This window comes from Paenibacillus thermotolerans, from assembly GCF_028745515.1.
Classification (GTDB): domain Bacteria; phylum Bacillota; class Bacilli; order Paenibacillales; family YIM-B00363; genus Paenibacillus_AE; species Paenibacillus_AE thermotolerans.
This window is the reverse complement of record NZ_JAQZSG010000013.1, coordinates 35,805-57,430: the sequence shown is the minus strand read 5'-3', so window position 1 is coordinate 57,430 and position 21,626 is coordinate 35,805. Positions and strand designations below refer to the sequence as shown.

The window sequence follows — 21,626 nt, the reverse complement described above, 5'->3', positions numbered from 1 at the left end:
CCTATGCGTTGACCCGGATACGGAGTCGTTCCATCATGAACAGCAAATAATCGAGCGCACGGTTGATGCGGGTGCGCACCGTGTCCGATGCCGGGGCGCCGTTCTCGTCAAAGCGCCGGTTATCGCCGCCGATCGAAATCCATTCTGGGCAGTTGATGCCGTGGAGATTGCGCACGATGTCCTGCAGATGCGTCAACGAAGCGACGCCGACCGCTCCGCCCGACGAGCTTGCCGACAGCACCGGCTTGCCCGAAAATTGCTGCCCGCCCATATAATCCAGCGCATTCTTCAGCACGCCCGAGATCGAGCCGTGATATTCCGGCGTACCGAGGACAATGCCGTCCGCTTCTTGAACGAGACGGATCATCTCCGCCGCATTGCGGTCGAGCCGATCCTCTCCGTCCGGAGAGTACAGCGGCACCGGCTTCTCCCATAAATCGATAACGACCGCTCGTGCGCCTTTCTTTTCAAGCTCTTTAGCCATATATCGCAGCAGCTTTGTGCTGCTTGCATTCTTACGGTTGCTTCCCGCCAATAATACGATATTCATGAGCAACGCTTCCTTTCGCCCACAGCTGTTTTTTCATGTTCGTAGCTCTCTTGTATTTATCTTACTGCCGGCACCAGCGTTTCACATTGGCAAAAGGGCCCTAATCTGCTACCAAATTCGTCCTAAGCAATTAGTCTTAGAAAAGCGGATTTACAGCTCGACAAACCCATGTTTGACCGCATATAGAGCGGCTTGGGTACGGTCGGCGACCCCCAGCTTGGAAAGCACGTTGCTGACGTGCACCTTCACCGTCTTCTCCGCGACGCCGCATTCGGCGGCGATTTCCTTATTGCTCATGCCCCGGGCGATGAGACAGAGCACCTCCTTCTCCCGCTTGGTCAGCTGATCGGGAGAGGAGGCGGGCTGCGGAGCGGGCTCCGACAAGTGAGACATGAGCTGCCCGGCCACCGCCGGATGCAGCTGCGGCTGGCCCGCATGAACGCCCCGAATGGCGGCGACGATTTGCTCCGGATCGGTGTCCTTCAGCAAATAGCCGCCGGCGCCGGCTTGAATGGCGGGGAGCACATGATCCTTGTCGGCAAACGTCGTCAGTACGATGACCTTCGCGGACAGCGGCTGCTGCCGAATTTCGCGCGTTGCCTCGATGCCGTTCATCTCGGGCATGATAAGGTCCATCAATACAACGTCGGGCTGCAGCTCCTTCGTCTTGTCCACCGCTTCCTTGCCGTTCGCGGCTTCCCCGACGACCAGCACATCGGGCTGCATTTGCAGAAAAAAGCTCAACCCTTGCCGCACAATCGCGTGATCGTCAACAAGCAGCACTTTGATTGGGTTCATTTACAATTCCTCCGTTCTCGACGCGGACATCGGGATAAGCACAATCACCATCGTCCCTTTATTAGTGCGGCTTTTGACCGTTACCGTTCCCCCGAGCGCCTCGGCGCGTTCCTTCATCGTCGACATGCCGTAGCCTTCGGCTTTCTTGCTGCCGCCCGGTACGCCCCGGCCTTTGTCGGCAATCGTCATGCGAATGTCGCGATCGGAAATATGAAGCGTCACGGCGGCGTTATCGGTGCCGGAATGCTTGCTCACGTTGTTGATCGCCTCTTGGCCGACGCGCAGCAGCGTTTCCTCGACCCGGTCCGGGATTTGCCGGACTTCGTTCGTCTTGTACGTAACGCGTACGCCGATGCTTTCCCCGTACCTGTGCAGAGCCGTCAGCAGCCCTTCCTCAAGCCCCGCGGGGCGGAGCTGGCGGATCATCGTGCGCATCTCGGCGAGCGCGTCCCTAGACAACCGGCTGATTTCCTGCGCGCCTTTCACCACCGGGGGCGGCGCATCCTTAAGCGCCGCCTCCAGCCCCTTGGAGTGAAGGCTGAGGGAAAACAGCATCTGGGATACGGAGTCGTGCAGATCTCTGGCGATCCGGTTCCGTTCCTCCCATTTGGCGATTTCCTTGCTCTGCTCGTGCAGCCGTACATTCTCATAGGCGGAGGCGAAATGGGCGGCCAGCGCGGCAAGTACCTCGGCGTCGACGTCGTCAAGCGGGTCAGGCGTCGCGCTCCCGACCGCGATGACTCCGATCGGCTTGCCCTTGCTTCCGAGCGCCGCGGCAAAGCCGGAGCTCCAGTCCGGATGCGGATCGCGGCCCGCGGGCAGCGGGGAAGGGCGGCCGGACGTCAATGCGGCCCATAAAGCACCGGCTTGCTTACTGGAGTGGGAGACCGTCTGCTCCTCCAGCTTGCCGCCGGAAAACAACGCTTTGCGTACGAGCCGCCGTCCTTCCTTGATATATACGGCGACCGACGCCCAGCCGAGCTCAAGCCCGGCTGCAGCGGCCGTTTCGGCGGCGATGTTGCGGCCGTCCAGCTTGGAGCCGAGCTGTCTCGCCACGCCGCCCAATTTCTCGAATAAATAGGCGCGCTTTCGCTCTTTCCGGTACAGCCGGATCCGATGCGCCGCAGTGCCGATCTGGTAGGCGACCGACTGCAGCACGGCGAGCTCCTGCTCCGTAAATTTGACCTTGCCGGGAGCGGCGACGTTCAAAATTCCGATCAGATCGTCCCCCGAGCGGATCGGGATCGTTGCATGGTGGCTGATTCCCTTCGTATCTCCCCACTTGTACCGGACCGCATTTTCCAGCCGCGCGCAGTTCAGAATGTTCACCGCATGGTGAAGCCTTCCGTCCCAGAACCTTTCCAAGCACCAGCAGCTTCCCTCTCTCATCGGCTGCTTCCCGTTCCGCTGCAGGGCGGGAGGGAGGTTCAAATCGGCGGCGAACGTATATTGCTCCGGCGTCTTGTCCGCCCAAAAGATCCAGCCCGACGTCAGTCCCGTCACCTCGAGCAGCTTGTTCAGGACGCTGTTCAGCATCGGCTCCAGCTCATAGGCTTGGTTGATCGTTTCGGCGATTTCCCGCAGCATCTCCAAATCGTTGATCCGAATCGAATGGTCGTTCACAGGCAGAACTCCTTAGTATAATACCTTTTGCATAAAACGATACAATCTTTACCTCCGTATAGCAATCTTGAATAAAGCAGAGGAGTATGTATAATAAATATTAATTGTATAAAAAATGTTTTCTAGGGTTCCGCAACGAGCTTCCGGTTGGTCTGGTCCGAGAGAAAACTCGCAGCGCTTCGCTGCGCCACGGAAGGATAAAAGCCTGGGAGAACCTGCAACAGTTCTCTCGGGCTTTTTTTGTTGGAAACAAAGGGGGGGAAACACAATGAATAAACATTGGTTGAAAGTCGTAGTCGCTTCCGTTTTTGAGGTTTGCTGGGTCATCGGCCTGAAGCATGCGGATGACTTCTGGAGCTGGGCGGGAACCGCAATTGCCATCGTCATCAGCTTTTACGGAATGATCGCGGCCGGCAGCAAGCTTCCGGTCGGGACGGTCTATGCGGTGTTTGTAGGTTTGGGAACGGCGGGGACGGTCATATCGGATATCGTATTTTTCGGCCAACCGTTTCAGGCGGCGAAGATTATGCTGATCGCGGTGCTGCTCGCCGGAGTGATCGGCTTGAAATTCGTTACGAAAGACAACGACAAACAACAAGAGGGAGCTGAGGCATAAAAATGGCGTGGGTTTCCTTAGTTGCAGCGGGTTTATGCGAAATGTTCGGGGTGTTAATGATTAATAAGCTTCATAAAGACCGCAGCTGGCTGTCTGCCGTGCTGCTGATCCTCGGCTTCGGCGCAAGCTTTCTCTTCCTTGCGTTCGCCATGGAGTCTTTGCCTATGGGGACCGCATACGCGATCTGGACGGGCATCGGCGCATCCGGCGGAGCGCTGATGGGCATGATTTTTTACGGCGAATCGAAGGATTGGAAGCGGATCCTGTTTATCGCCGTCATCTTGGCGGCAGCGGTCGGTTTAAAGCTGATCTCTTAAAATGTAAAAAAGGGCTGCGCGCATCAACCGCGTCAGCCCTTTTCTATATTTAAGGGAGTTTTTTAACCGTAACCGTGAACGCCTTCGTCTCAACCGCGGTTTGCCCTACGATAATCGCGTTGAGCGTCACCTGCATATCGGCGCCGGCCGGGCGAACGACGAGGCCTTCATTCGTAATGACCGCCGTATTGCCGGAGTACCATACGATCGTCGAGCCGTTCACGCCGGTAGTCGGCAGCGTCAGTTTGGAAGTCACGCTGCTGGCCGAGTCGCCCGTGCTAAAGCCGATTTCGAGGGCGGCTTTATCGGCTGCGACCTTCTCCGCGTCGGTCAGCTGGCGCTTCACGACGATCGAGAACGCCTTCGTGTCGGTAGCTGTGCCGCTCGTGATGTACGCGGTCAGCGTTACCGTTGCGTCGCTTTGGTTCGAAGCCGGACGGTTGACCGTCTTGCCGTCGTTCGAAACGACGGTCGGCGCGCTGGATACCCAAACGATCGCAGAACCGTTAGCGCCGGTAGTCGGCAGCGTCAGCTTCGAAGTCACACTGCTGGCCGAGTCGCCCGTGCTGTAGCCGATCTCGAGTGCGGCTTTATCGGCAGCGACCTTCTCCGCGTCGGTCAGCTGGCGCTTCACGACAACGGTGAATGACTTCGAGTCGGTGACCGTTCCGTTCGTGATAAATGCCGTCAACGTTACTGTAGTGTCTCCTTGCGTTGCGCTCGGGCGGTTGACCGTCTTGCCGTCATTCGAGATGACGGTCGGCGCGCTTGATACCCATACGATCGTCGAGCCGTTCGCACCCGCGGTCGGCAAAGTCAGCTTCGAGGTTACGCTGCTCGCGGAGTCGCCCGTGCTGTAGCCGATCTCAAGCGCGGCTTTATCGGCTGCGACCTCTTCCGCATCGGTCAGCTGCTTCTTCACGACAACCGTGAACGACTTCACGTCGGTGACAGTGCCGCTCGTAATGTACGCCGTCAAGGTTATCGAAACGTCGCCTTGCGCGGCGCTCGGACGGTTGACCGTCTTGCCGTCGTTCGAGATGACGGCCGGCGCGCTCGACACCCAAACAATCGTGGAGCCGTTCGCTCCGGTAGTCGGCAGCGTCAGCTTGGAAGTCACGCTGCTTGCGGAGTCGCCCGCGCTAAAGCCGATCGCAAGCGCCGCCTTATCCGCCGCAACCTTCGCCGCGTCCGTCAGCTGCGCCTTCACAACCACTTCGAACTGGACCGTTGCGGTTGCCGCGTTCATTTTGAGCGTGGCCGTCAATACGACCTTCGCGTCGGCGCCGGTCGGGCGGACGACCGTCTTGCCGTCATTGGAGATGACCGCAGGGTTGCTGGACGTCCAAGTGATGGTGGAGCCGTATTTGCCCTTCGTCGGGAGGTTTAAGGCTTGCGTCACGCCGGCTGCGCTGTCCGTACCGCTGTAGCCGATCTTGAGAGCGGCTTTATCGAGTGCGACAATTTGCTCGTCGGTTTTCGCCTCCGGCTTTTGTTCCTTCTGTCTTTCCATTGCGCGTTTGATCGCTTCTCTTGCCTTCGGGTTTTTGACATGGTCCAGCGCGTTCTCGAGACCCGTCTTTTTCGCGGTTTGGTATCCTGCATTCGTCTTAGGCTCATCGAATTTTACCGGCTTAGCCAGTGCGGAGTGCGCTCCTGCTATGGAAAGCGCCAATACGGAAATGACTACGAATTGCTTTTTCATAAATGTTAAACCATCCTTTCGGGTAGTATGTAATTTTTTACAATATCATTCGAAGGACGGCAGGAAGTTTGAGGGGGTCGCTGCGATAAATTTTTCCAACTTTTATTTTGGGCCTTTGTTCATACGTACCTCTTCTTGGAATTCGTCAAATAGGTTGTATCGGAGAACGGCCCTTTGTAAATTTCTTCATCCAGGAAGCGCAGCGTGTCTTTCATTTTCTTTTTGTCCTGCGGGATCAGGAGCCGCTCCGTGCCGCCGTCCGCCGTAAAACCGATCTCTACGCCGTATTCGGCAGCCTTTTCGCAAATTTGTCTTGGAGTGTACTTTTGCAGGTAGTTGGAATCCTTGATCATGGCGATCTTTCTCCGCACCCAGCTGTCCGCCTGCCCGTAAAATGCCCGCGGATCCTCCACCAGCACTTGCGGGCTGCCCGCAAACTCCGCCACATCCGCATCGGTCGCCTCCCGGTAATGCGCCGACAGGTCGAATATTTGCCGGGCGGTGTAGAAGGAGCCGAACAGCAGCGTATCCAGCGAGAACACGCAGTCCACCCGTTCCGGAATGTTGATGCCGAAGGAATCCAGCAGCTCGAACGTATTGTTGGTGTGGAACAGGCTCAGCCCTTTACTAGTTATGTACTGGTTTGCGCCGAACTTCTGGAACGAAATGAGCGCGGGCTGGGAGATTCCCGTAAATATCGCGTTAATTTTCGGCAGCAGGCTGTTGTCGACGGTCAGCTCCTCGACGGAGGTCGGCTCGCGAAGCGCGGCCGTTACGTCCGGCGGGATGGGGAATCCGGCGATTTGATGGGCCTCCCCTTCGTCGGGCTTATAGCTGCCGTCGAACGGAATGCGTTCGCGCTCCAGCAGCTCTTTCGTCGCTTTGATGAACATGTCGGTCAGTCGGATTTGCGCCTTTCGCTCCAGCTTAAGTCTTTTGACGGAGGCGCCGCCGTCCTCGTTCTTCAGCAGTACAAAGAAGCTTACGTTCGTAAACATGAATTATCCCTCCTCTTCGGCGTCCAGCACCATATAATCGGTAAGGTGGACGATCGTGTTGATCGATTTGACGTTGCGAAGCGTTCGTTTCGAAATGAGCAGGTACGTAATTCCCCCTTCCGTCGAAACCTCGTAAAAGTGATACCCCAGTAAAGTAAGGATCGGGTTGACATGAAAGCTTTGCGTCCCCCATATAACCAGAAGAATAATGACCAGCGCGAACAGAAGCATCGTTTCATTGATGACATCCGTCGAGAGCGAGGTGAAGGGGAACAGGTACGCGAGAAGAAAGGCCAGTACTTCTCCGTCGGCCGTCTTGACCGTTTGGATCGGAAAGGCGATCGTTTCCAGTCTTTGCTTGGCGGTTCTCATAATGAGCAGGCAAAGCGCTATAAGGGCGGCTACAATGAGGATGAGTGCGGCGATTCGCGCCGTCGGCGCCTTGCGAAGCCAAAGAACGAAAGCGTAGGTCAGCAAAACCGGCGAAAACGACGTGCACACCAACGCGGCTTTGGCCAAATAATTCACGCGTGTCACCTCCTGCAATCTAGTAATTCTATTATAGTTTTTCCATCTTTTGCTTGCGATACACTTTTTGGTTTGAGAGATGTATTGGGAAAAAGGAAGTATCCGCCGCAGTCTAGAATAAATTGAGATAGGAAGTTCGGATGACATTTTTGGAGGAGGCTGCGGTTGATGTCGAGAAAAAAGAGGGCGGAGCTGCCGGTAGAGGCGACTTGGAATTTGGACGATCTGTTTCCGTCGCAGGAGGCGTGGGAGGCGGAGCTGCAGGCGGTGTTGGCCGATGTGAAAGGCGTGACCGCGTTCAAGGGGACACTGGGCGAAGGCGCGGGCGTTCTGCTTGCTTGCCTGCAGGCGGAGGAAGCGCTGCGCGCACGGGCCGTACGGATGTTTACGTATGCGAGTCTGCGGAATTCGGCGGACGGGACCGATCCGGACAATCAGGTGAACGCGTCGCGGGCGGGCGACGCTTATACGCAGCTGAATACGGCGCTGTCTTTTATCGCGTCGGAAATTTTGGAGCTGCCGGACGGCACGGTGGAACGGTTCGCGTCGGAGGAGCCGGGGCTCGGCGTGTACATGCGCAGCTTGAAGGAGCTGCTCGATACGAAGGCGCACCGCCTTTCCCCGGAGACGGAGCAGACGCTTGCCGCCCTGGGAGAAGTGTTCGGGGCGCCGTATTCCATCTATTTGCGGAGCAAGCTGACGGACATGACGTTCGCTCCGGTTCGGGATGAGAGCGGCAGTTCGGAGCTTCCGATGTCTTTCGCTTTGTATGAGACGAAGTATGAGCTTTCGCCGGATACGGAGCTGCGCAGGGCTGCGAACCGGTCGTTCGTGGATACGCTGCGGGTGTATCAGAATACGTTCGCGACCGTTTACGCCGCCGAGGTGAAGCGGCAGGTCGTCATGTCGCGCGTGCGCGGCTACGAGTCGGTCGAGGATATGCTGCTGGAGCCGCAGAAGGTAACGAAGCAGATGTACAACAACATTCTGGACATTATTCAGGCGGAGCTGGCCCCGCATATGCGGCGGCTGGCGAAGCTGAAGGAGCGCGTGCTCGGGCTCGGGCGCATTCGGTTCTGCGACCTGAAGATCGGGCTCGATCCGGAGTTCTCTCCCGCGACGACGTTCGAGGAGGCTTCGCGGACGGTGTCCGACGCGCTGCAGGTGTTCGGTCCGGAGTACGGCGGCATGGTACGGACGGCGCTTGCCGAGCGGTGGGTCGACTACATGGATAATGTGGGCAAGTCGACGGGGGCGTTCTGCTCCAGCCCGTACGGTGCGCACCCGTATATTCTCATGACATGGACCGATACGATGCGCGGAGCGTTTACGCTGGCGCACGAGCTCGGGCATGCGGGGCATTTTTACTTGGCGGGGCGCCATCAAAGCTACGTCAACGTTCGGCCGTCGCTGTATTTCATCGAGGCGCCGTCGACGTTGAACGAGCTGATGCTGTTCGACCGCTTGAAGGCTCACGCTTCGGAGCCGCGGATGAGGCGCTGGGTGATCGGGCAGTTCCTGAACACGTATTATCACAATTTCGTGACGCATTTGCTGGAGGGCGAGCTGCAGCGTCGCGTGTATGCTTTGGCGGAGCGGGATCAGCCGATTACGGCGAAGGTGCTGAACGAGCAGAAGGGCGAGCTGCTCGAGCGGTTTTGGGGCGATGCGGTGGACATCGACGAAGGCGCGCGGCTCACTTGGATGCGGCAGCCGCACTATTACAAGGGTTTGTACCCGTACACGTACGCGGCCGGGTTGACGGCATCGACGGAGGTGGCGCGGCTCATCCGCGAGGAGGGGCAGAGCGCCGTCGACCGCTGGCTGGAGGTGCTGCGGGCGGGAGGCACGTTAAGCCCGCTGGAGCTGATGAAGCTGGCCGGCGTGGACATGTCGTCGCCGGAGCCGATTCGCCGCGCCGTCGCCTACGTCGGCGGCCTTGTCGACGAGTTGGAGAAGCTGTACGAGTAAGGCGGGCGGCGTTGTGGGGCCGGGCGGCCGTTGGCGTAGGATGCTGATGTGCCGCCTTCATGCGCTTTTCCCCGAGGCCCCGAGGCCCGCGGTATGTGCAACGGAAGTATTTTCCGTTGGAAGCAGCAAGTGTGGCGGTGTGTGGTGCTGCAGCGGAATAAAGCTCCGTACGAGGCGGTCGGTCATGCGGCGCGGCAGTGAGAAGCTTACCATTTTTCTTAGGCAGGAAGTAGAAAACATATGAACATGATCAGCAAGCTTCGCTGGGTCGAGAAAAGCGAACAACTTGACAAGCTGCTTATCAGCGAAGGGCGGCTTGTCTTTTCCCTTATGAATGGCGGTCTGGAAGCCGAAGTGTCGAAAATTTGCGATGACGAAACCGGGCAGTGCTATGTGCTCAAAACGTGGAACAAGGATTCCCGGCCGGATGTCGGAAGGCAATACAAGCTGACTGAGGCGCTCTACCATTTAGGAATAGCGGTCCCGAAGCCGTTAGGTTGGGGACTGGATGAGAACGATAGCCAAGTGATGTTGATGGAATTCGGGGGCTCGCCGATTCAAAAATTGAGTAAAAGCACACTTACGACGACAGCCCGGCTATTAACCGCCATCCATCGGTTGCCGCCGGAAGCATTCGAAGCGTCTCCGCTCCAAAAGTACGATTTCATTAATTATTTCTACCTGGGGATAAACGGACACCCGGATCTCGAACGAAACTTGCATCGTCTTGTCAAACAAGCGAACCTAAAGCAAAACCGCTTCATTCACGGCGACTATAACTTTAACAACGTTCTCGAAACCGGCGAAGGGCAATACTCCATCATCGATTGGACGAACGGGCAGCTCGGCGATCCGAGGTACGATATTGGCTGGTCCGTTATCTTACTTCGAATTTATGCCGGAGAACGGTACGGCTCCATGTATCGGTCGGCGTTCCTAACGGGCGATGAGCCTGCTGCGACGAGGGAGGAGCTGGGGCTTTTCGAAGCGATAGCTTGCTTACGATGGCTTTTGCTCAACAGACTAGTAGGCCTCCCTAAAGCTAAAAACACAATTCCGAGAGTAAAAAGCGTCCTAAAAGCAAACGCACACCTGCCTGACGATCTCATCTAAACAAAAGCAAGATATGCCCCTCCGGTCTATCGGGAGGGGCAATCTTGCCGAACTCAAAAGGAATGGCAATCGCTCTGAGCCTAATAGGAGCCGCAATCAGTCAATAGGAATGGCGATCAAGCCATTAGGAATCGTAGACAACCCGCCCGCTAATCGCCGCCGCCCAGAAAAGCGATCGACTCCCGTTCGGCCAACGCGGGATCGATTGTCACCGAATCGGCGCCGAGGAAGTCCAAAAATCGGCGGAAACACCGGGTTAATTCCGTTCGCATCGCTTTCGTCGGCTTCATCCCCAACCCTTGCTCCCACCACCAATTTTTGATTACGAGCGCGCCTGTTGCCTTATCCCGTCCCGGCTCGAACCGGGCCACAAATTTGTCCCCGTACAGGATCGGGAGGACATAGTAGCCATAGCTGCGCTGCTCAACCGGCTTGTACACTTCCCATATATAGTCGAATCCGAAAATTGCCGATATCAAGCGCCGGTCCCAAAGCAAATTATCCAGCGGAGCAATAACGGACGCGCGGGGGGTGTCGAACGGATCGTCAACGCATGCCGCCAGACAGTCCCAATCCTCCGTTCTGGCGTAAAGCGGCGCGCCGACCCCTTCAACCTGCAACCGGACGATCCGGCCTTGCTCGCTCAACCGCCGGAACGAAGCCTGGCGCTCTTTCGCCTTCACCTCGGTAAGGCCGATCCATGCGTCGCCCGCTTTTTCCCATAGCAAACCGACACCGCCGATCCGGCGCAGAATGCGCCAATCGACATATTCGTCCTCGCTTACATTAGGCTCCGCCGCTTCAAGGAGGCTTTCCGGCAAATGGTTGACCGCGAAATCATATACCTTCTGGTTGTTTTTCTTATGATGAACGACCAGCTCTCCCCAAAAGTACATGCTTTCGAGCACGGCCCTTGCCAGACGGGTCGGCGCCCACGCCCAATCGATCATGCGGTCGAGGCTCAGGTCGTCGGAAGAAAGCGGGCCTCGGGCTTCGATCTCTTCGCGAACTTCAGGGAGCGCGCTCATTACCGGTTCGATCGAGCTGTAATATTTGCGGGCTTTCTCCCGGAAACGGCGAAAATAAGGCCAATCGTCGGCCGGGTAAATCGACATGACTTTGTCCATGCCGTCGAGCAGCAGCCGGTCTTTATATAGCAGCTCCTGCAGCAGCGCAGGTTTGAATTTCGGAATGCGGGATTGCAGCACCAATTCGGGATTGCGTCCTACGATATTCAGCGGATCGTATTGGATGCATCCGACTCTTCGGATAAAATCCATGGCTCCGGCTTTGCCCGCAAACGACGGGGTCGTCCCGAGGCCATGGTGGGTTAATAGAAACCGTCTTGCCTGCAAGTTCGTTAAGCTTGCGACGGGAACGGTGTGGTCCATTGTTTTTCCTCCGGCAGTCCAAATTTTTCCACAACTACAATCATATCATTACAATCGCCTAACAGGCAAGAACATTCGTTCGCATCATGCATATGCGTCCTTAAACATAAGGATCCGCAACCGCAGGCACATACAACGCTTGCCCCGCCTCATTGCGAAATACATAGTAAGGCTGTAAAGGAAGCCTCGCTTGGGTCGGATGCTGCTCGTGATAAGCGATTTCAATTTCTTTGACCGTAAACCGATCCACCTCGCCGCTCAATGCCGGCTTGAAATCCTCCACATATAAAATTTTGAAGCCGCCGCTTTTCAACAGTTCATAAGCTTGTTCGGGAGTTCGAATCGGATAATCGCTTTCCTCCAGGATCGGCTTCCGCCGAATCATGATGTTGATCGCGCGGCCCTCCGCGTCGAATCCGACCGACACCCCCCGGTCGCTAAGTATGACATGGCCGTCAAATGTGCGCTCGAAAGCCACAGTCCAGCTCCCGTCAGGATTGTTTATCGTTGTTTTTAATTTTGTGTCGGGCATCAATAACGGTCCTAGCAGCTCTATCGCTTTCGCTTCTATTTTTTCCGGAGTCGGAGATTCGATCGGCCCGGAAATAGGCTCAACGCCGACGTCATACAGGACCGAGTAGGCGGGGTGATACTCCCATCGTTTCGGGTTTGCGACAAATTTACCGAGCATTTGTTTATGTTCTTTCGGATAGCTGCCTTGCATATATACGGGCAATTGCTCCGGAACGTCCGGAAAGCCGGCGTCCAGCTTAAACTCCTTTATCGTTAACGGAGGGTCGACCACAAGCTCGACATGCGGCAGCGTTCCGAAAGCGACCGGACCGAGCTTCTTCGGCTTGTCCTCCGCCCAGAACGTTTCCGTGCCGACCGGCGCGTGATCCTCTTCTTCTCCCCATTCTTCGGGAGAGCTCATGCACGGATTGCAGCGCAGTTTCACTTCAACCTCCGCATCCTTTTGGCTGTGTTCTTCAGACGATCCCGCGGGTGCAGGGTCCTGCAGCACTTGTTCCTCGGACGAATCAACGGCAGGCGGAGGCGTGCCGGGAGCTTGTTCCTGCCTATTTGGTTCAGTAGCGATACGGCAACCCGATAATAAAAATAATAGAAAAATAATGATCAAAATTTTTCCCATTACAGCAACCTCCGCCGCACCATTTTTACCATAATCATATGATGTTTGTTGCTCGCAGGGAAGACCTAATGTCGGAGCATAATAACATCATTGACAATAGATGACACGTCATCTATTATAAACAAATGACATGTCATCTATTAAAAACAAAAAGAGGTAACGCATATGAAAACAGCAAACATTCACGTTCTTCACACGGGACAAGTGTATATAGACCGGGCGCTCGCATTTGAAGAAAAGACGCTCCACCCGCTGCCGTTCACCGGCTGGCTCCGTCCGGCGAGCAAGAAGAGCTGGGTCCCGGTATCCTCCTATCTGATCGAACATCCGAAAGGACTCTTGCTGATCGACACCGGCTGGCACGAGGATATGCGGAGCAATCCGCGCAAACACCTGGGGCGGCTGTCGTACTCCATGTTCAAGGGCGCCCTTCCCGAGGGACAGAGCATCAGAGAGCAGCTTCTCCAGCGGGGAATCCGTCCGACCGACCTTGATTACGTCGTCATCTCCCATATGCATTCCGATCATATCAGCGGGGTGAAGCACGTCGCCGGCGCGAAGAAAATCTTAACGAGCGAGCTCGAGTGGAAAGCCGCGCACAAGGATGTCGGCTATACAAGGTCGATGTGGGAGGGCGTCGACATTACGCCGGCCGCGCTGCACGACATTCCGCACGGTCCTTACCGCCGCGGGGTTGATTTGTTCCAAGACGGTACTTTATATTTGGTACATACGCCGGGTCACAGCCGCGGGCAACTGTCCGCGCTCGTGCTTACCGCCTCCGGCTGGGTGCTGCTGGCAAGCGACGTCGGTTACGCGAAGGCGTCCTTCGAGCAGGCGCTGCTTCCCGGCATAAAGACGAGCAGGGAGGAAGCCGCCCAATCGCTGCGCTGGGCAGCGGCGTTCGGCGCCAGAAGCGACTGCGCCGCCGTTCTTGCGAATCACGATCCGGTTATCAGACCTCATACGATAAGCTGATAACCTTAAAAGAAGGAGACCGCTATGGACCAACTGACCGTGGAACAATTCCGATATTTTATTCTCGCAGCAGAAAGGCATGGCGCCCGCATGCTGCAGGAGCTGCTCGCTCCGCTGCAAATCACTCCGTCCCAGGCGGAGGTAATCGGCGTGCTCGAGAAGCGCGAACCGCTGTCTCTTAAGGAGCTTGGGGAGCTTCTTATTTGCGAGAACGGAAGTCCGTCGCGGTTGGTAGACAGAATGGTCAAGGACGATATGATACAAAAGACGCCCGACCCGAATGACAGCCGATACGTGAAGCTGCAGCTGACGGAGAAGGGAAGGCTGCTTTCCAAGCGGCTGCATTCCGTTGTGGGAGGAACGTTTCACGAAGAAGTTGAGAAGACGTTCACGAAACAGGAGCTTGAGCAGACGATTGCCGTCATGGCGAAGCTGCTCGCCGGCTCCCCGCTTTCGGAAACGTTGAAGAAGCGCGGATATTTGCCGTAAGCCAAACAAGATCGCCCTTCCGTGCCTATTGGAAGGGCGATCTCGAGTATTAAAATATTTTCTTCGTCTCTTATTCCGCTTTAAGTATTTCCACGCATTCCCTGAACCGTAAAGAGTGAATCACCTTTCTCTCCCGTAGAAATTTCAGCCCGTCTTGCAGATCGGCGTCATCCGTCATATGTATAAGCCACTGGTACGTGGCGCGAGCTTTCTCTTCCGCAGCGATGTCCTCGTATAAGTCGGCCATCGGGTCGCCTTTGGCTTGTATATAGGTCGCTGTCCATGGAAAGCCGGAGGCATCATAGTTGGAGGTTATTTATCGAAAAAAAAGAGGAGAAACGATATGCCAAAGTTAATCATGTTAGTTGGCTTGCCCGGAGCAGGGAAATCTACATTCGCAAAGGAATTAGCTACTAAAGAAACTGCGGTAATACTGTCTTCGGATGCATTAAAAGAAGAGTTGTTTTCCGGCAGTTATGAAGAAAAAAATGATCCTATCGTATTTCATGAATTGTACACCAGGGCGTTTAGGAATATAACAAAGGGAATTAATGTCATACTTGATGCTACAAATGTAAAATCAGAAACAAGAGTAGCTGCTTTAAAGAGATATTCGAACTGTAACTGTGAAAAAATTTGTTATTACATAAATACACCGATAGAAGTTTGCCGTAAAAGAAACAGTCTAAGAAATAAACCGGTTTCTGATACCGTTATAATGGATTTGCACGAAAGTCTGGAAATTCCAACGGTGTCCGAAGGGTTTCATAAAGTATGTATAGTTGATTGGAATCGAGCCATTCAAAAAAATTGATTCATGGATTAAGGTGAAAAAATGCCGTAACAAAACAAGACCGCCCCTCCGAACCGATAGGAGAGGCGACGCTTGAGTATTAAAATATTTTCTTCGTCTCTTGTTCCGCTTTAAGTATTTCCACGCATTCCCTAAACCGTAAAGAGTGAATCACCTCTCTCTCCCTCAGAAATTTCAGCCCGTCTTGCAGATCGACGTCATCCGTCATATCTATAAGCCACTGGTAGGTGGCGCGAGCTTTCTCTTCGGCGGCGATGTCCTCGTACAGATCCGCCATTGGATCGCCTTTGGCTTGTATATAGGTCGCTGTCCACGGAACGCCGGAGGCATTTTGATAGAACAGCGCTTTGTCGTGGTTGGCGTAGTGGTCGCCGAGTCCCGCCGCCCTCATCATCTCGGGGGTAGCATCCTTCGTCAGCTTGTAGACCATCGTGGCGATCATCTCGAGGTGGGCGAACTCCTCGGTACATCATTGTTGTAGGTGATTATTTTGGGAGCCTTGGTTGCAGCATCAAAGTAAACTTATCTTCGGCTCCGCTCCAGCGCCCGCCCTTTTCTTTACGATATGTTGCGCCTTCAAGTACGGATTTCAAAAGGGCATTCTTCTCTGCAGGTACATCCGTATCCGGGTACACCTTAAGGACGTGTTCAAGCTGGGGGATTGTATCGACCTTGGCCGTGATTCTTTTCTGCTCCGTATCCAATTCTTTCTCGGTGACGGCGATCGCGGCTTTTACTTCCTCCATACTGTGGGCGATCTTTTGCTGCCTCTCTAAGAACACCTCGATAGTGTACACTTTTTTCTCAAGGAGGACATGAATTTCATCCTTCTGCTGGTTTAGTTCATCGAGCTTCTTACGGAGAGATTTTAGCACTTCCTGATGCACATTTAATTTTGTTTGATCGTTTTCTTCCTCATGTTGCCGCCTGGCTCCCCACTGGTCCCGATAAGATTGCAACCATACCTGCAAGCCTTCCAGAAGCTTTTCTTCAACGATATCAAAGTAACTGCTCACATTAGGGCACCCTTGTGTTTGGCATATAAGAGATGGCCGCGGAGTCCGTTTATATGGGCGGTACTGCATCGGGCTGCCGCACATGTCGCATCGAATGAGACCCGCCAATGGATTGCTTACCTTACCCTTTGGAGCTGGCGGATGACTGTTCTCCTGCATAATGTTTTGCGCACGTTTGAACGTAATATCGTCGATAAGAGGCGGATGTCTGCCTTTTTCGATAACAATGTGCTCATCCGACTTTCGCGGCCGGCTCTTGCTGTTCTTCCGCTTTACTGTAGGACGGTAACCCCAGCGGACGTATCCCGCGTAAACGGGGTTCCTTAATACGCCGTTAACAGTGGCCACAATCCATTTACTGTTCCGTTGGGTGGGTATCTTCCTGTCATTGAGATAACGTGCAATCAATGCGGTACCCAATCTTGATTTAGGATCGGGGTCCGTATAAAGCGAGAAGATCAACTGCACAATAGGTGATTGCTCAGGATGAGGTTCCAGCGTGAAACCTTTGCCCGGCAATTTTGTTCGAACATAACCGTATGGCGGCCGGTTACCGACAAACCTCCCGTCTTTAATTCCGCTAATGCGGCCCCCCTGCAATCTACGAGTGATCGTCTTGAATTCTCGCCGCGACATAAAAAGGCCGAATTCAAAATACTCTTCATCATCCGGATTAGTCGGGTCGTATATCCGCATAGGCGTAACAATGAGTGTATTCGAATACTTGAATGCTTGCGCTACAATGCCTTGGTCCATAGTATCGCCACGGGCTAAACGCTCAACCTCGACGACCAAGATACCCGTCCACCGTTCATCTTCAACGTCCCCAAGCAATCTGATCATCTCAGGGCGCTCCGAGATCCGTTCTCCGGACGTTGCCGGCTTCTCACGGTAAATTTCGGTTATGGTTACCCCATACCTTTTTGACAGCTCCATGAGCACACGCGTATGGGTTTTGTACGTATCTTCCTCGCCCCTGGCTTCTCTTTCTAAATCCAGTCTGGACTTCCTAAGATAAGCTGCATATTCACCGTCAGGTAACTGGAACATAATTGTCCCCCTCCAATGAAAAGAGCCCCGAAGGGGCACTCATTCGGCTATTTGCGTTTCCGCTTTTTTATAATATCTTCGAATGGCAATTGAACAAAAGGGAACATCTCTTTTTTCACCCTCAGGACGAAACATTCCAGCCTCAATAAATATTGCCTCGATGCGTTCATATACCCTCGATGTTCCTTTTAACGATGCTTGCATTTCTTTCGCATTCCACGAATCAATAAAACCTAATTGTTGACCATATTCAGTCAAAACCTGAACAGCATTTGAATCATACGGATTCTCTGGATCTCGAACAAGTAGCAATTTCTGACCATAATGGCAAGAAAAAGCGACATCTGCTCTTTTTGAACCATCTTCATTTTTATGTGTTATACCTGCAACGTTTAATTGAAATTGCCTGTACTCATCATTGTCTACGTAAGAGCGTAAGTCTTCATTGGTAGTGATGCGTGAAGATTTCTTCTTCCGGTACACTCTCCAAGCTAATACAAGTGGAATAACGATAATTGCAATCGGCCAAAAAACAATACATAGAATACCGATGACTGCCCACTTAATAATTTTGATAAGCAATTTTGCCTACCTCTTTAGAAATCCCCATCGGTTGGGGGATTTGCTTATACACACCGTCAAAATTTAGAAGCCTGCTGCCACATTCCTCGCAGCCAGATCCTGATATTAGTCTTTCATTATGTAAAAGTCCGCATGCCGTACATATGTAAAGTAAGTAACTGGAATCAATAGCTTCCTCTAAAGATTCCCATCGTTCGGAATAGTACCCTCGAGGTTGAGATGCCATTTCGGTATTAGCATATGATTTCGGCCATTTATCAAGACGAATGCCTGTCATTAAACTTCTTCGTATATCCGGTTCTAGTTTTTCTAATCGCTTCGATGCAGCTGTGAAGTTTACGTTGCACTTATCCGCCAACTGCTCGGGGATGAGATCTGAAAGATTTCGAAATACGTAGTTAGGCATCAAGACACGACTTGCAAACCAATGTGCTTCTACTTCCATGATTCCTGCAACGTCATCCGGAATTCGCATCATATCCTCATGACTGTTTAGAATTTGACTTCCGTGCAGTAAGATATGGCCTAGCTCATGAGCTAAGGTAAAGTATTGCCTTCTCTGAAGCGTTTCTTCTCTATATGTCGAGTCCAAATCCGCATCCGTTGCGAGGTAGATATAAAACTTCGACCTTCTTTTATTGGACACTTTTATCATGAAGCCATCAGGTCCATACAGTTCGTCCAGATGGATCTCCCAATTCCTTGCTTTAATGAAGTTTTCTATTGGAATAGGGGGATGAGGATTTTTTAATTCCCTCAATACTGCTTGTGCAGCTCTGTTCGCGAACATGAACCGAGGGCGAGTGAGTTTAAACATATGCAAAATTTGATCGCCCCTAGATGTCTTCTTCCTCATCCTCAAATGACTTTTTTGCCTGTTCCGCGAGCTTCATAAATTTTTTAAAGGCTTTAGGCGAGAGATCTTCCTTTGCTCTCATGATAAACTGCACCTCTGGCTCGTTTATTGAAGGAGGTTTTCGCTGGTCTGTCCTGCCGAGTAAATAGTCGACGTAGACATCAAAAAAATCAGCAAGTTTCAAAAGAGTTTTTGAATCCGGTTTTCGCGAACCACTCTCATAGGCCGTATACGCCGGTCTTGTAATCCCCAACATGTCAGCCATATCTTGGTGTGTTTTTTTTCTTTCATTCCTCAGCTGGGTGAGACGATCCGTTCGAAGCATGCTACTATCACCCGCAATTATTAGTTTAATTTAGTTATAAAATAATAGTAACTAATTGTTACATAAAAATAAATGTAACGTAGTGATACTCAAACACTTGACTAGTAACAAATTGATACATATAATCAAATTGTGAGGTAACGAAATGCTACATTAAGGTGGTGAGTGTTTACGGATGACAACCGAGCAAAACTGGCTAATTAATTTGAGAAATACAAAAGATCTTACCCAAGAGCAAGTAGCAGATTTGGCCGAAATTAAACGCCCGTATTACAGCATGATCGAAAGCGGAAAACGTCTTCCAAGTGTTAAGGTCGCGAAACGACTTGGAGAAATATTGGAGTTTAATTGGACAATTTTTTTTGCCAAAATTGGTAACGATTCGTTACCAAATGGCAAGGAAACAACAACATCGGCTTAGGGGAGGCGAAAGCATGCCAAATGGAACAATCAATATCGGGACACTGCTGGAAAGGAATATTTCTTCGCTGGATGAGTACATCCGGAGCAGAACCGATACCTTGGAACCAAAAGATTTGGCTGACCTTCATCGGCAACTGAACCTCCATATCGGGACACTTATGGATTGGAGAAGGGATTACGACGAGGAACGTTTTCGCGAAATCCTTAGGGAGGAAATCCAAAAGGCGATTAAAACGAACGGGTAGGCAAATGGCAGAAGCAAAGGAGGTTGTTCAATTTCAATGGTTGTCCACGCTGCCTCACCGCATAGACATACACCAAGAGGTGATGTCTCTGTGAAAAGAAAAAAGGAAAAGGTCATTCCCAATATCGTCGAGACATACCAACTCGGTAACACGACGATTCATATCGCCGATAACTTCATCGCTCGCGATCCAGAAGAGATCGAAAGACGAGTAAGTGAGCTTTATAAAATTGCATGGCGAATAGTACGCGATGCCCGCGAACGAGGGGTGAATGTCTAATGCTTAAATACCAAGGGCTAGGTAAAACCGTCCATAAGAAGCTCGACCAGCATATCAATCACTTTTTCAAAAATGATTATCGTGAGAAGTTCGTTTTTGACCATGTGCAGGTAATGCGTTCAAGCCAATTCAGAACTGTCATTATGTTTAATCACGATTCGTATTTCTGCAAAGGTTCTTTCGTCGACTTTACCAAGTACGTTCGAGGCAATAAGGACTTCGAATCAGAGTTGTTTACGTTCCACCTGCCTCTTGCAGCCGTGAAAGCACTGACCAACGACTATGTTGGCCGGTTAGAAAGAAATCAACGGATCGAAGTGGATGAAAGTGATGAGGTGGCAATTGAATGCTCAAACGAATAGCAGGTCGTAGTGACTGTGGGAACTGTTTCCGAAAGTTCAAGCTGTTTGAGGTAGTTCATTAATCTGGGAATTGACCATAACAGCTTTTGCGAGGAGTGCCGAAAGAAGATTGCACCGGACGATCCAGACGATGAGAACGACATGTACGGCGGTTGGATTCCATCGCTGTACGTCGGCACAAACGATAATGGCCGTGAAAATATAATGCAACTTATCAAGCTTTGGAACGACAAGCTGGACGAATACGAAGGTCGACTTCGGATAAAAGTAACAGAGTAAAAAAATGAAAAGCTGGGCCAAAGCCCGGATTTTCTTTGGCCAAAAATATTCTATTAAACTTTCAAGCGATTCGCTAGAAAGGTGGTGAAAGAAATATGAGATTAGATGAACAGCGAGTCCGTGAAATCGTGAGGGAGGAGTTGCAAAAGGTATTTAAAGAAGCCGCCGCAGAAACGACGGCTGCCATGGAAAAGGTATTTATTCAGGCTTCTCGTTCTGATTTTGCAGCTCATCAAAAGCCTTCTGAATAACGTTTACCAAAAAGTTCTCAGTAGAGTTTCTTAAAAGAAACATCATATCCAGCATCAAGGCTTCAGTGGACTGAACATTTTCCTCTTTAGCTTGTAGTTTAAGCTTTTGATAGTCTTCTTTCAGCTTAGCATCAAACTCATCCTTTAGTTGATTGGCAATTTTCTTTACATCGACTGATTTATGCATTTAATCTCACCTCCTTCTTTCGTAATGAAAAGTCTGGACAACTTTCATTTTAACAAAAGAAGAAGTAAAAATAACCCAAATAAAAAGGAATGGTATAAATGCCAAAACAGGCAAGCGCGAAAGAGTATACGGGCGATCCGGTTCATCAACAGCTTGTGGAAGAGGGATTAATCGCTTACGACGGTCAGAACTGGTGGTTGACTGAAAAGGGCAGTAAGGCAGCTGATAAGGAGTTGGACCGGTATCGTTTCAAACCTGGGCTTCGTGTTCTTATTGGAATGCGATTCGCACAAGAATTTGGTATCAGCTTGGAGTAAGGGGGGGCCCGCTAGGGGATGCGGGCCATTTAGGGGATAGGGGAATTAAGGGCACAACAGAGCATCTACATACATAGTAAGGCATCAGAATGCCCTTGTCTGTTCCGATTTGGAACGAAGGGAGGGTGGGTAGTGTTTTGAGACTTTTGTTGATGATGGAATTCGGGACTTTAATTAACGCATGTCGAACACGTGCAGGATTTAGCCAGGAAAAGCTAGCCGAGATGCTCAACAGATCGCGGAGCTGCATAAGCAAATTCGAGAAGAACAAAAAGACCGTAGATGCGGAAACGTTTTTTCGGGTTTTAGACCTTACAAACTCTAAAGACATACTTTTCTCAATTGCTAGCGGAGTAGATTTCGTAACGATTGCACAACAGATTCTACAAGTTACTGGAGTAGGGGGATAA

Annotated in this window: 26 protein-coding genes, 2 pseudogenes and 1 riboswitch; of the genes and pseudogenes, 13 read left to right on the top strand and 15 right to left on the bottom strand. The window is 52.2% G+C overall.

Going from position 1 to position 21,626, the window contains the following annotated elements; genetic code table 11:
- Position 1: 1 nt before the first annotated feature.
- The 3 genes from PT964_RS12880 to PT964_RS12870 form a co-directional block, all read right to left on the bottom strand.
- On the bottom strand, positions 2–550 hold the full coding sequence (locus PT964_RS12880) for an NADPH-dependent FMN reductase (protein ID WP_274363759.1): 549 nt from the start codon (positions 548–550) through the stop codon (positions 2–4).
- Between the two features lie 150 nt (positions 551–700).
- Positions 701–1,348 carry a response regulator gene (locus PT964_RS12875; protein ID WP_274363758.1) on the bottom strand — a complete coding sequence of 216 codons (648 nt, stop codon included), beginning with the start codon at positions 1,346–1,348 and terminating at the stop codon, positions 701–703.
- The gene (locus tag PT964_RS12870) at positions 1,349–2,971 is read right to left on the bottom strand and encodes a GAF domain-containing sensor histidine kinase (protein ID WP_274363757.1); all 1,623 of its coding nucleotides are present in this window, start codon (positions 2,969–2,971) and stop codon (positions 1,349–1,351) included.
- A 111-nt stretch (positions 2,972–3,082) separates the two neighbouring features.
- Positions 3,083–3,185, top strand: a riboswitch (guanidine-I (ykkC/yxkD leader).
- 54 nt (positions 3,186–3,239) lie between these two features.
- On the opposite strand from PT964_RS12870, the gene PT964_RS12865 reads away from it, so the two are divergent.
- Both PT964_RS12865 and PT964_RS12860 read left to right on the top strand, forming a co-directional pair.
- On the top strand, positions 3,240–3,587 hold the full coding sequence (locus tag PT964_RS12865; RefSeq protein ID WP_274363756.1) for a DMT family transporter: 348 nt from the start codon (positions 3,240–3,242) through the stop codon (positions 3,585–3,587).
- Positions 3,588–3,589: 2 nt separating this feature from the next.
- Positions 3,590–3,904 carry a DMT family transporter gene (locus tag PT964_RS12860; protein ID WP_274363755.1) on the top strand — a complete coding sequence of 105 codons (315 nt, stop codon included), beginning with the start codon at positions 3,590–3,592 and terminating at the stop codon, positions 3,902–3,904.
- A gap of 49 nt (positions 3,905–3,953) precedes the next feature.
- Here the strand turns inward: PT964_RS12860 and PT964_RS12855 are convergent, their stop codons facing one another.
- The 3 genes from PT964_RS12855 to PT964_RS12845 form a co-directional block, all read right to left on the bottom strand.
- Entirely contained in the window at positions 3,954–5,609 is a 1,656-nt protein-coding gene (locus tag PT964_RS12855) for an immunoglobulin-like domain-containing protein (RefSeq protein ID WP_274363754.1), read from the bottom strand.
- A 119-nt stretch (positions 5,610–5,728) separates the two neighbouring features.
- On the bottom strand, positions 5,729–6,607 hold the full coding sequence (locus tag PT964_RS12850; RefSeq protein WP_274363753.1) for a Kiwa anti-phage protein KwaB-like domain-containing protein: 879 nt from the start codon (positions 6,605–6,607) through the stop codon (positions 5,729–5,731).
- Between the two features lie 3 nt (positions 6,608–6,610).
- On the bottom strand, positions 6,611–7,135 hold the full coding sequence (locus PT964_RS12845; protein WP_274363752.1) for a hypothetical protein: 525 nt from the start codon (positions 7,133–7,135) through the stop codon (positions 6,611–6,613).
- 165 nt (positions 7,136–7,300) lie between these two features.
- Between PT964_RS12845 and pepF the strand changes: the two genes are divergently transcribed.
- Positions 7,301–9,106 carry an oligoendopeptidase F gene (gene pepF / locus PT964_RS12840; protein ID WP_274363751.1) on the top strand — a complete coding sequence of 602 codons (1,806 nt, stop codon included), beginning with the start codon at positions 7,301–7,303 and terminating at the stop codon, positions 9,104–9,106.
- A gap of 240 nt (positions 9,107–9,346) precedes the next feature.
- Positions 9,347–10,219, top strand: coding sequence for a phosphotransferase family protein (locus PT964_RS12835; protein ID WP_274363750.1), 873 nt, complete (start codon positions 9,347–9,349; stop codon positions 10,217–10,219).
- Between the two features lie 149 nt (positions 10,220–10,368).
- Here PT964_RS12835 and PT964_RS12830 read toward each other — a convergent pair whose 3' ends face one another.
- Positions 10,369–11,610: a winged helix-turn-helix domain-containing protein gene (locus PT964_RS12830; protein WP_274363749.1), complete on the bottom strand. Its 1,242-nt coding sequence runs from the start codon at positions 11,608–11,610 to the stop codon at positions 10,369–10,371.
- A 100-nt stretch (positions 11,611–11,710) separates the two neighbouring features.
- Positions 11,711–12,763 carry a hypothetical protein gene (locus PT964_RS12825; protein ID WP_274363748.1) on the bottom strand — a complete coding sequence of 351 codons (1,053 nt, stop codon included), beginning with the start codon at positions 12,761–12,763 and terminating at the stop codon, positions 11,711–11,713.
- 165 nt (positions 12,764–12,928) lie between these two features.
- Between PT964_RS12825 and PT964_RS12820 the strand changes: the two genes are divergently transcribed.
- Together PT964_RS12820 and PT964_RS12815 are read left to right on the top strand one after the other, a co-directional pair.
- Positions 12,929–13,741 carry an N-acyl homoserine lactonase family protein gene (locus PT964_RS12820; RefSeq protein ID WP_274363747.1) on the top strand — a complete coding sequence of 271 codons (813 nt, stop codon included), beginning with the start codon at positions 12,929–12,931 and terminating at the stop codon, positions 13,739–13,741.
- Positions 13,742–13,765: 24 nt separating this feature from the next.
- Positions 13,766–14,230 (top strand): MarR family winged helix-turn-helix transcriptional regulator, encoded by a 465-nt coding sequence (locus tag PT964_RS12815; RefSeq protein ID WP_274363746.1) that lies wholly within the window; start codon positions 13,766–13,768, stop codon positions 14,228–14,230.
- Between the two features lie 73 nt (positions 14,231–14,303).
- On the opposite strand, the pseudogene PT964_RS12810 reads toward PT964_RS12815, so the two are convergent.
- A pseudogene (locus tag PT964_RS12810) lies at positions 14,304–14,531 on the bottom strand (manganese catalase family protein); the annotation flags it as partial.
- Between PT964_RS12810 and PT964_RS12805 the strand changes: the two are divergent.
- Entirely contained in the window at positions 14,493–15,044 is a 552-nt protein-coding gene (locus PT964_RS12805; RefSeq protein ID WP_274363745.1) for an ATP-binding protein, read from the top strand. The pseudogene PT964_RS12810 and the gene PT964_RS12805 sit on opposite strands and share 39 nt — an antisense overlap.
- Before the next feature lie 79 nt (positions 15,045–15,123).
- On the opposite strand, the pseudogene PT964_RS12800 reads toward PT964_RS12805, so the two are convergent.
- The 5 genes and pseudogenes from PT964_RS12800 to PT964_RS12780 all read right to left on the bottom strand — a co-directional run.
- A pseudogene (locus PT964_RS12800) lies at positions 15,124–15,510 on the bottom strand (manganese catalase family protein); the annotation flags it as partial.
- Between the two features lie 19 nt (positions 15,511–15,529).
- On the bottom strand, positions 15,530–17,110 hold the full coding sequence (locus tag PT964_RS12795; RefSeq protein ID WP_274363744.1) for a recombinase family protein: 1,581 nt from the start codon (positions 17,108–17,110) through the stop codon (positions 15,530–15,532).
- A 39-nt stretch (positions 17,111–17,149) separates the two neighbouring features.
- The gene (locus PT964_RS12790) at positions 17,150–17,692 is read right to left on the bottom strand and encodes an HIRAN domain-containing protein (protein WP_274363743.1); all 543 of its coding nucleotides are present in this window, start codon (positions 17,690–17,692) and stop codon (positions 17,150–17,152) included.
- Positions 17,673–18,509, bottom strand: a complete 837-nt coding sequence (locus tag PT964_RS12785) for an ImmA/IrrE family metallo-endopeptidase (RefSeq protein WP_274363828.1) — start codon at positions 18,507–18,509, stop codon at positions 17,673–17,675. Before PT964_RS12785 ends, PT964_RS12790 begins: the two co-directional genes overlap by 20 nt.
- Before the next feature lie 19 nt (positions 18,510–18,528).
- Positions 18,529–18,873 (bottom strand): helix-turn-helix domain-containing protein, encoded by a 345-nt coding sequence (locus tag PT964_RS12780; protein WP_274363742.1) that lies wholly within the window; start codon positions 18,871–18,873, stop codon positions 18,529–18,531.
- Between the two features lie 175 nt (positions 18,874–19,048).
- On the opposite strand from PT964_RS12780, the gene PT964_RS12775 reads away from it, so the two are divergent.
- From PT964_RS12775 to PT964_RS12760, 4 genes are all read left to right on the top strand, one after another.
- Positions 19,049–19,294, top strand: a complete 246-nt coding sequence (locus PT964_RS12775) for a helix-turn-helix transcriptional regulator (protein WP_274363741.1) — start codon at positions 19,049–19,051, stop codon at positions 19,292–19,294.
- Between the two features lie 13 nt (positions 19,295–19,307).
- Positions 19,308–19,541 (top strand): hypothetical protein, encoded by a 234-nt coding sequence (locus PT964_RS12770; RefSeq protein WP_274363740.1) that lies wholly within the window; start codon positions 19,308–19,310, stop codon positions 19,539–19,541.
- Between the two features lie 90 nt (positions 19,542–19,631).
- Positions 19,632–19,820, top strand: a complete 189-nt coding sequence (locus PT964_RS12765; protein WP_274363739.1) for a hypothetical protein — start codon at positions 19,632–19,634, stop codon at positions 19,818–19,820.
- Positions 19,820–20,182: a hypothetical protein gene (locus tag PT964_RS12760; RefSeq protein WP_274363738.1), complete on the top strand. Its 363-nt coding sequence runs from the start codon at positions 19,820–19,822 to the stop codon at positions 20,180–20,182. The genes PT964_RS12765 and PT964_RS12760 overlap by 1 nt, the downstream gene beginning before the upstream one ends.
- A 477-nt stretch (positions 20,183–20,659) precedes the next feature.
- Here the strand turns inward: PT964_RS12760 and PT964_RS12755 are convergent, their stop codons facing one another.
- Positions 20,660–20,899: a hypothetical protein gene (locus PT964_RS12755; protein ID WP_274363737.1), complete on the bottom strand. Its 240-nt coding sequence runs from the start codon at positions 20,897–20,899 to the stop codon at positions 20,660–20,662.
- Positions 20,900–20,997: 98 nt separating this feature from the next.
- Here PT964_RS12755 and PT964_RS12750 point away from each other — a divergent pair, with 98 nt between their 5' ends.
- On the top strand, positions 20,998–21,216 hold the full coding sequence (locus PT964_RS12750) for a hypothetical protein (RefSeq protein WP_274363736.1): 219 nt from the start codon (positions 20,998–21,000) through the stop codon (positions 21,214–21,216).
- A gap of 89 nt (positions 21,217–21,305) precedes the next feature.
- Positions 21,306–21,626, top strand: coding sequence for a helix-turn-helix domain-containing protein (locus PT964_RS12745; RefSeq protein ID WP_337995028.1), 321 nt, complete (start codon positions 21,306–21,308; stop codon positions 21,624–21,626).

Excerpts from the sequence above, each read along its gene's own strand:
- PT964_RS12820 (WP_274363747.1), top strand. The coding sequence starts at position 12,929 with ATGAAAACAGCAAACATTCACGTTCTTCACACGGGACAAGTGTATATA.
- PT964_RS12775 (WP_274363741.1), top strand. The coding sequence starts at position 19,049 with ATGACAACCGAGCAAAACTGGCTAATTAATTTGAGAAATACAAAAGAT.
- PT964_RS12860 (WP_274363755.1), top strand. The coding sequence starts at position 3,590 with ATGGCGTGGGTTTCCTTAGTTGCAGCGGGTTTATGCGAAATGTTCGGG.
- PT964_RS12880 (WP_274363759.1), bottom strand. The coding sequence starts at position 550 with ATGAATATCGTATTATTGGCGGGAAGCAACCGTAAGAATGCAAGCAGC.
- PT964_RS12865 (WP_274363756.1), top strand. The coding sequence starts at position 3,240 with ATGAATAAACATTGGTTGAAAGTCGTAGTCGCTTCCGTTTTTGAGGTT.
- PT964_RS12835 (WP_274363750.1), top strand. The coding sequence starts at position 9,347 with ATGAACATGATCAGCAAGCTTCGCTGGGTCGAGAAAAGCGAACAACTT.
- PT964_RS12875 (WP_274363758.1), bottom strand. The coding sequence starts at position 1,348 with ATGAACCCAATCAAAGTGCTGCTTGTTGACGATCACGCGATTGTGCGG.
- PT964_RS12785 (WP_274363828.1), bottom strand. The coding sequence starts at position 18,509 with ATGTTTAAACTCACTCGCCCTCGGTTCATGTTCGCGAACAGAGCTGCA.
- PT964_RS12850 (WP_274363753.1), bottom strand. The coding sequence starts at position 6,607 with ATGTTTACGAACGTAAGCTTCTTTGTACTGCTGAAGAACGAGGACGGC.
- PT964_RS12830 (WP_274363749.1), bottom strand. The coding sequence starts at position 11,610 with ATGGACCACACCGTTCCCGTCGCAAGCTTAACGAACTTGCAGGCAAGA.
- PT964_RS12855 (WP_274363754.1), bottom strand. The coding sequence starts at position 5,609 with ATGAAAAAGCAATTCGTAGTCATTTCCGTATTGGCGCTTTCCATAGCA.
- PT964_RS12795 (WP_274363744.1), bottom strand. The coding sequence starts at position 17,110 with ATGTTCCAGTTACCTGACGGTGAATATGCAGCTTATCTTAGGAAGTCC.
- PT964_RS12770 (WP_274363740.1), top strand. The coding sequence starts at position 19,308 with ATGCCAAATGGAACAATCAATATCGGGACACTGCTGGAAAGGAATATT.
- PT964_RS12755 (WP_274363737.1), bottom strand. The coding sequence starts at position 20,899 with ATGCATAAATCAGTCGATGTAAAGAAAATTGCCAATCAACTAAAGGAT.
- PT964_RS12815 (WP_274363746.1), top strand. The coding sequence starts at position 13,766 with ATGGACCAACTGACCGTGGAACAATTCCGATATTTTATTCTCGCAGCA.
- PT964_RS12825 (WP_274363748.1), bottom strand. The coding sequence starts at position 12,763 with ATGGGAAAAATTTTGATCATTATTTTTCTATTATTTTTATTATCGGGT.
- PT964_RS12760 (WP_274363738.1), top strand. The coding sequence starts at position 19,820 with ATGCTTAAATACCAAGGGCTAGGTAAAACCGTCCATAAGAAGCTCGAC.
- PT964_RS12750 (WP_274363736.1), top strand. The coding sequence starts at position 20,998 with ATGCCAAAACAGGCAAGCGCGAAAGAGTATACGGGCGATCCGGTTCAT.
- PT964_RS12780 (WP_274363742.1), bottom strand. The coding sequence starts at position 18,873 with ATGCTTCGAACGGATCGTCTCACCCAGCTGAGGAATGAAAGAAAAAAA.
- PT964_RS12745 (WP_337995028.1), top strand. The coding sequence starts at position 21,306 with ATGCCCTTGTCTGTTCCGATTTGGAACGAAGGGAGGGTGGGTAGTGTT.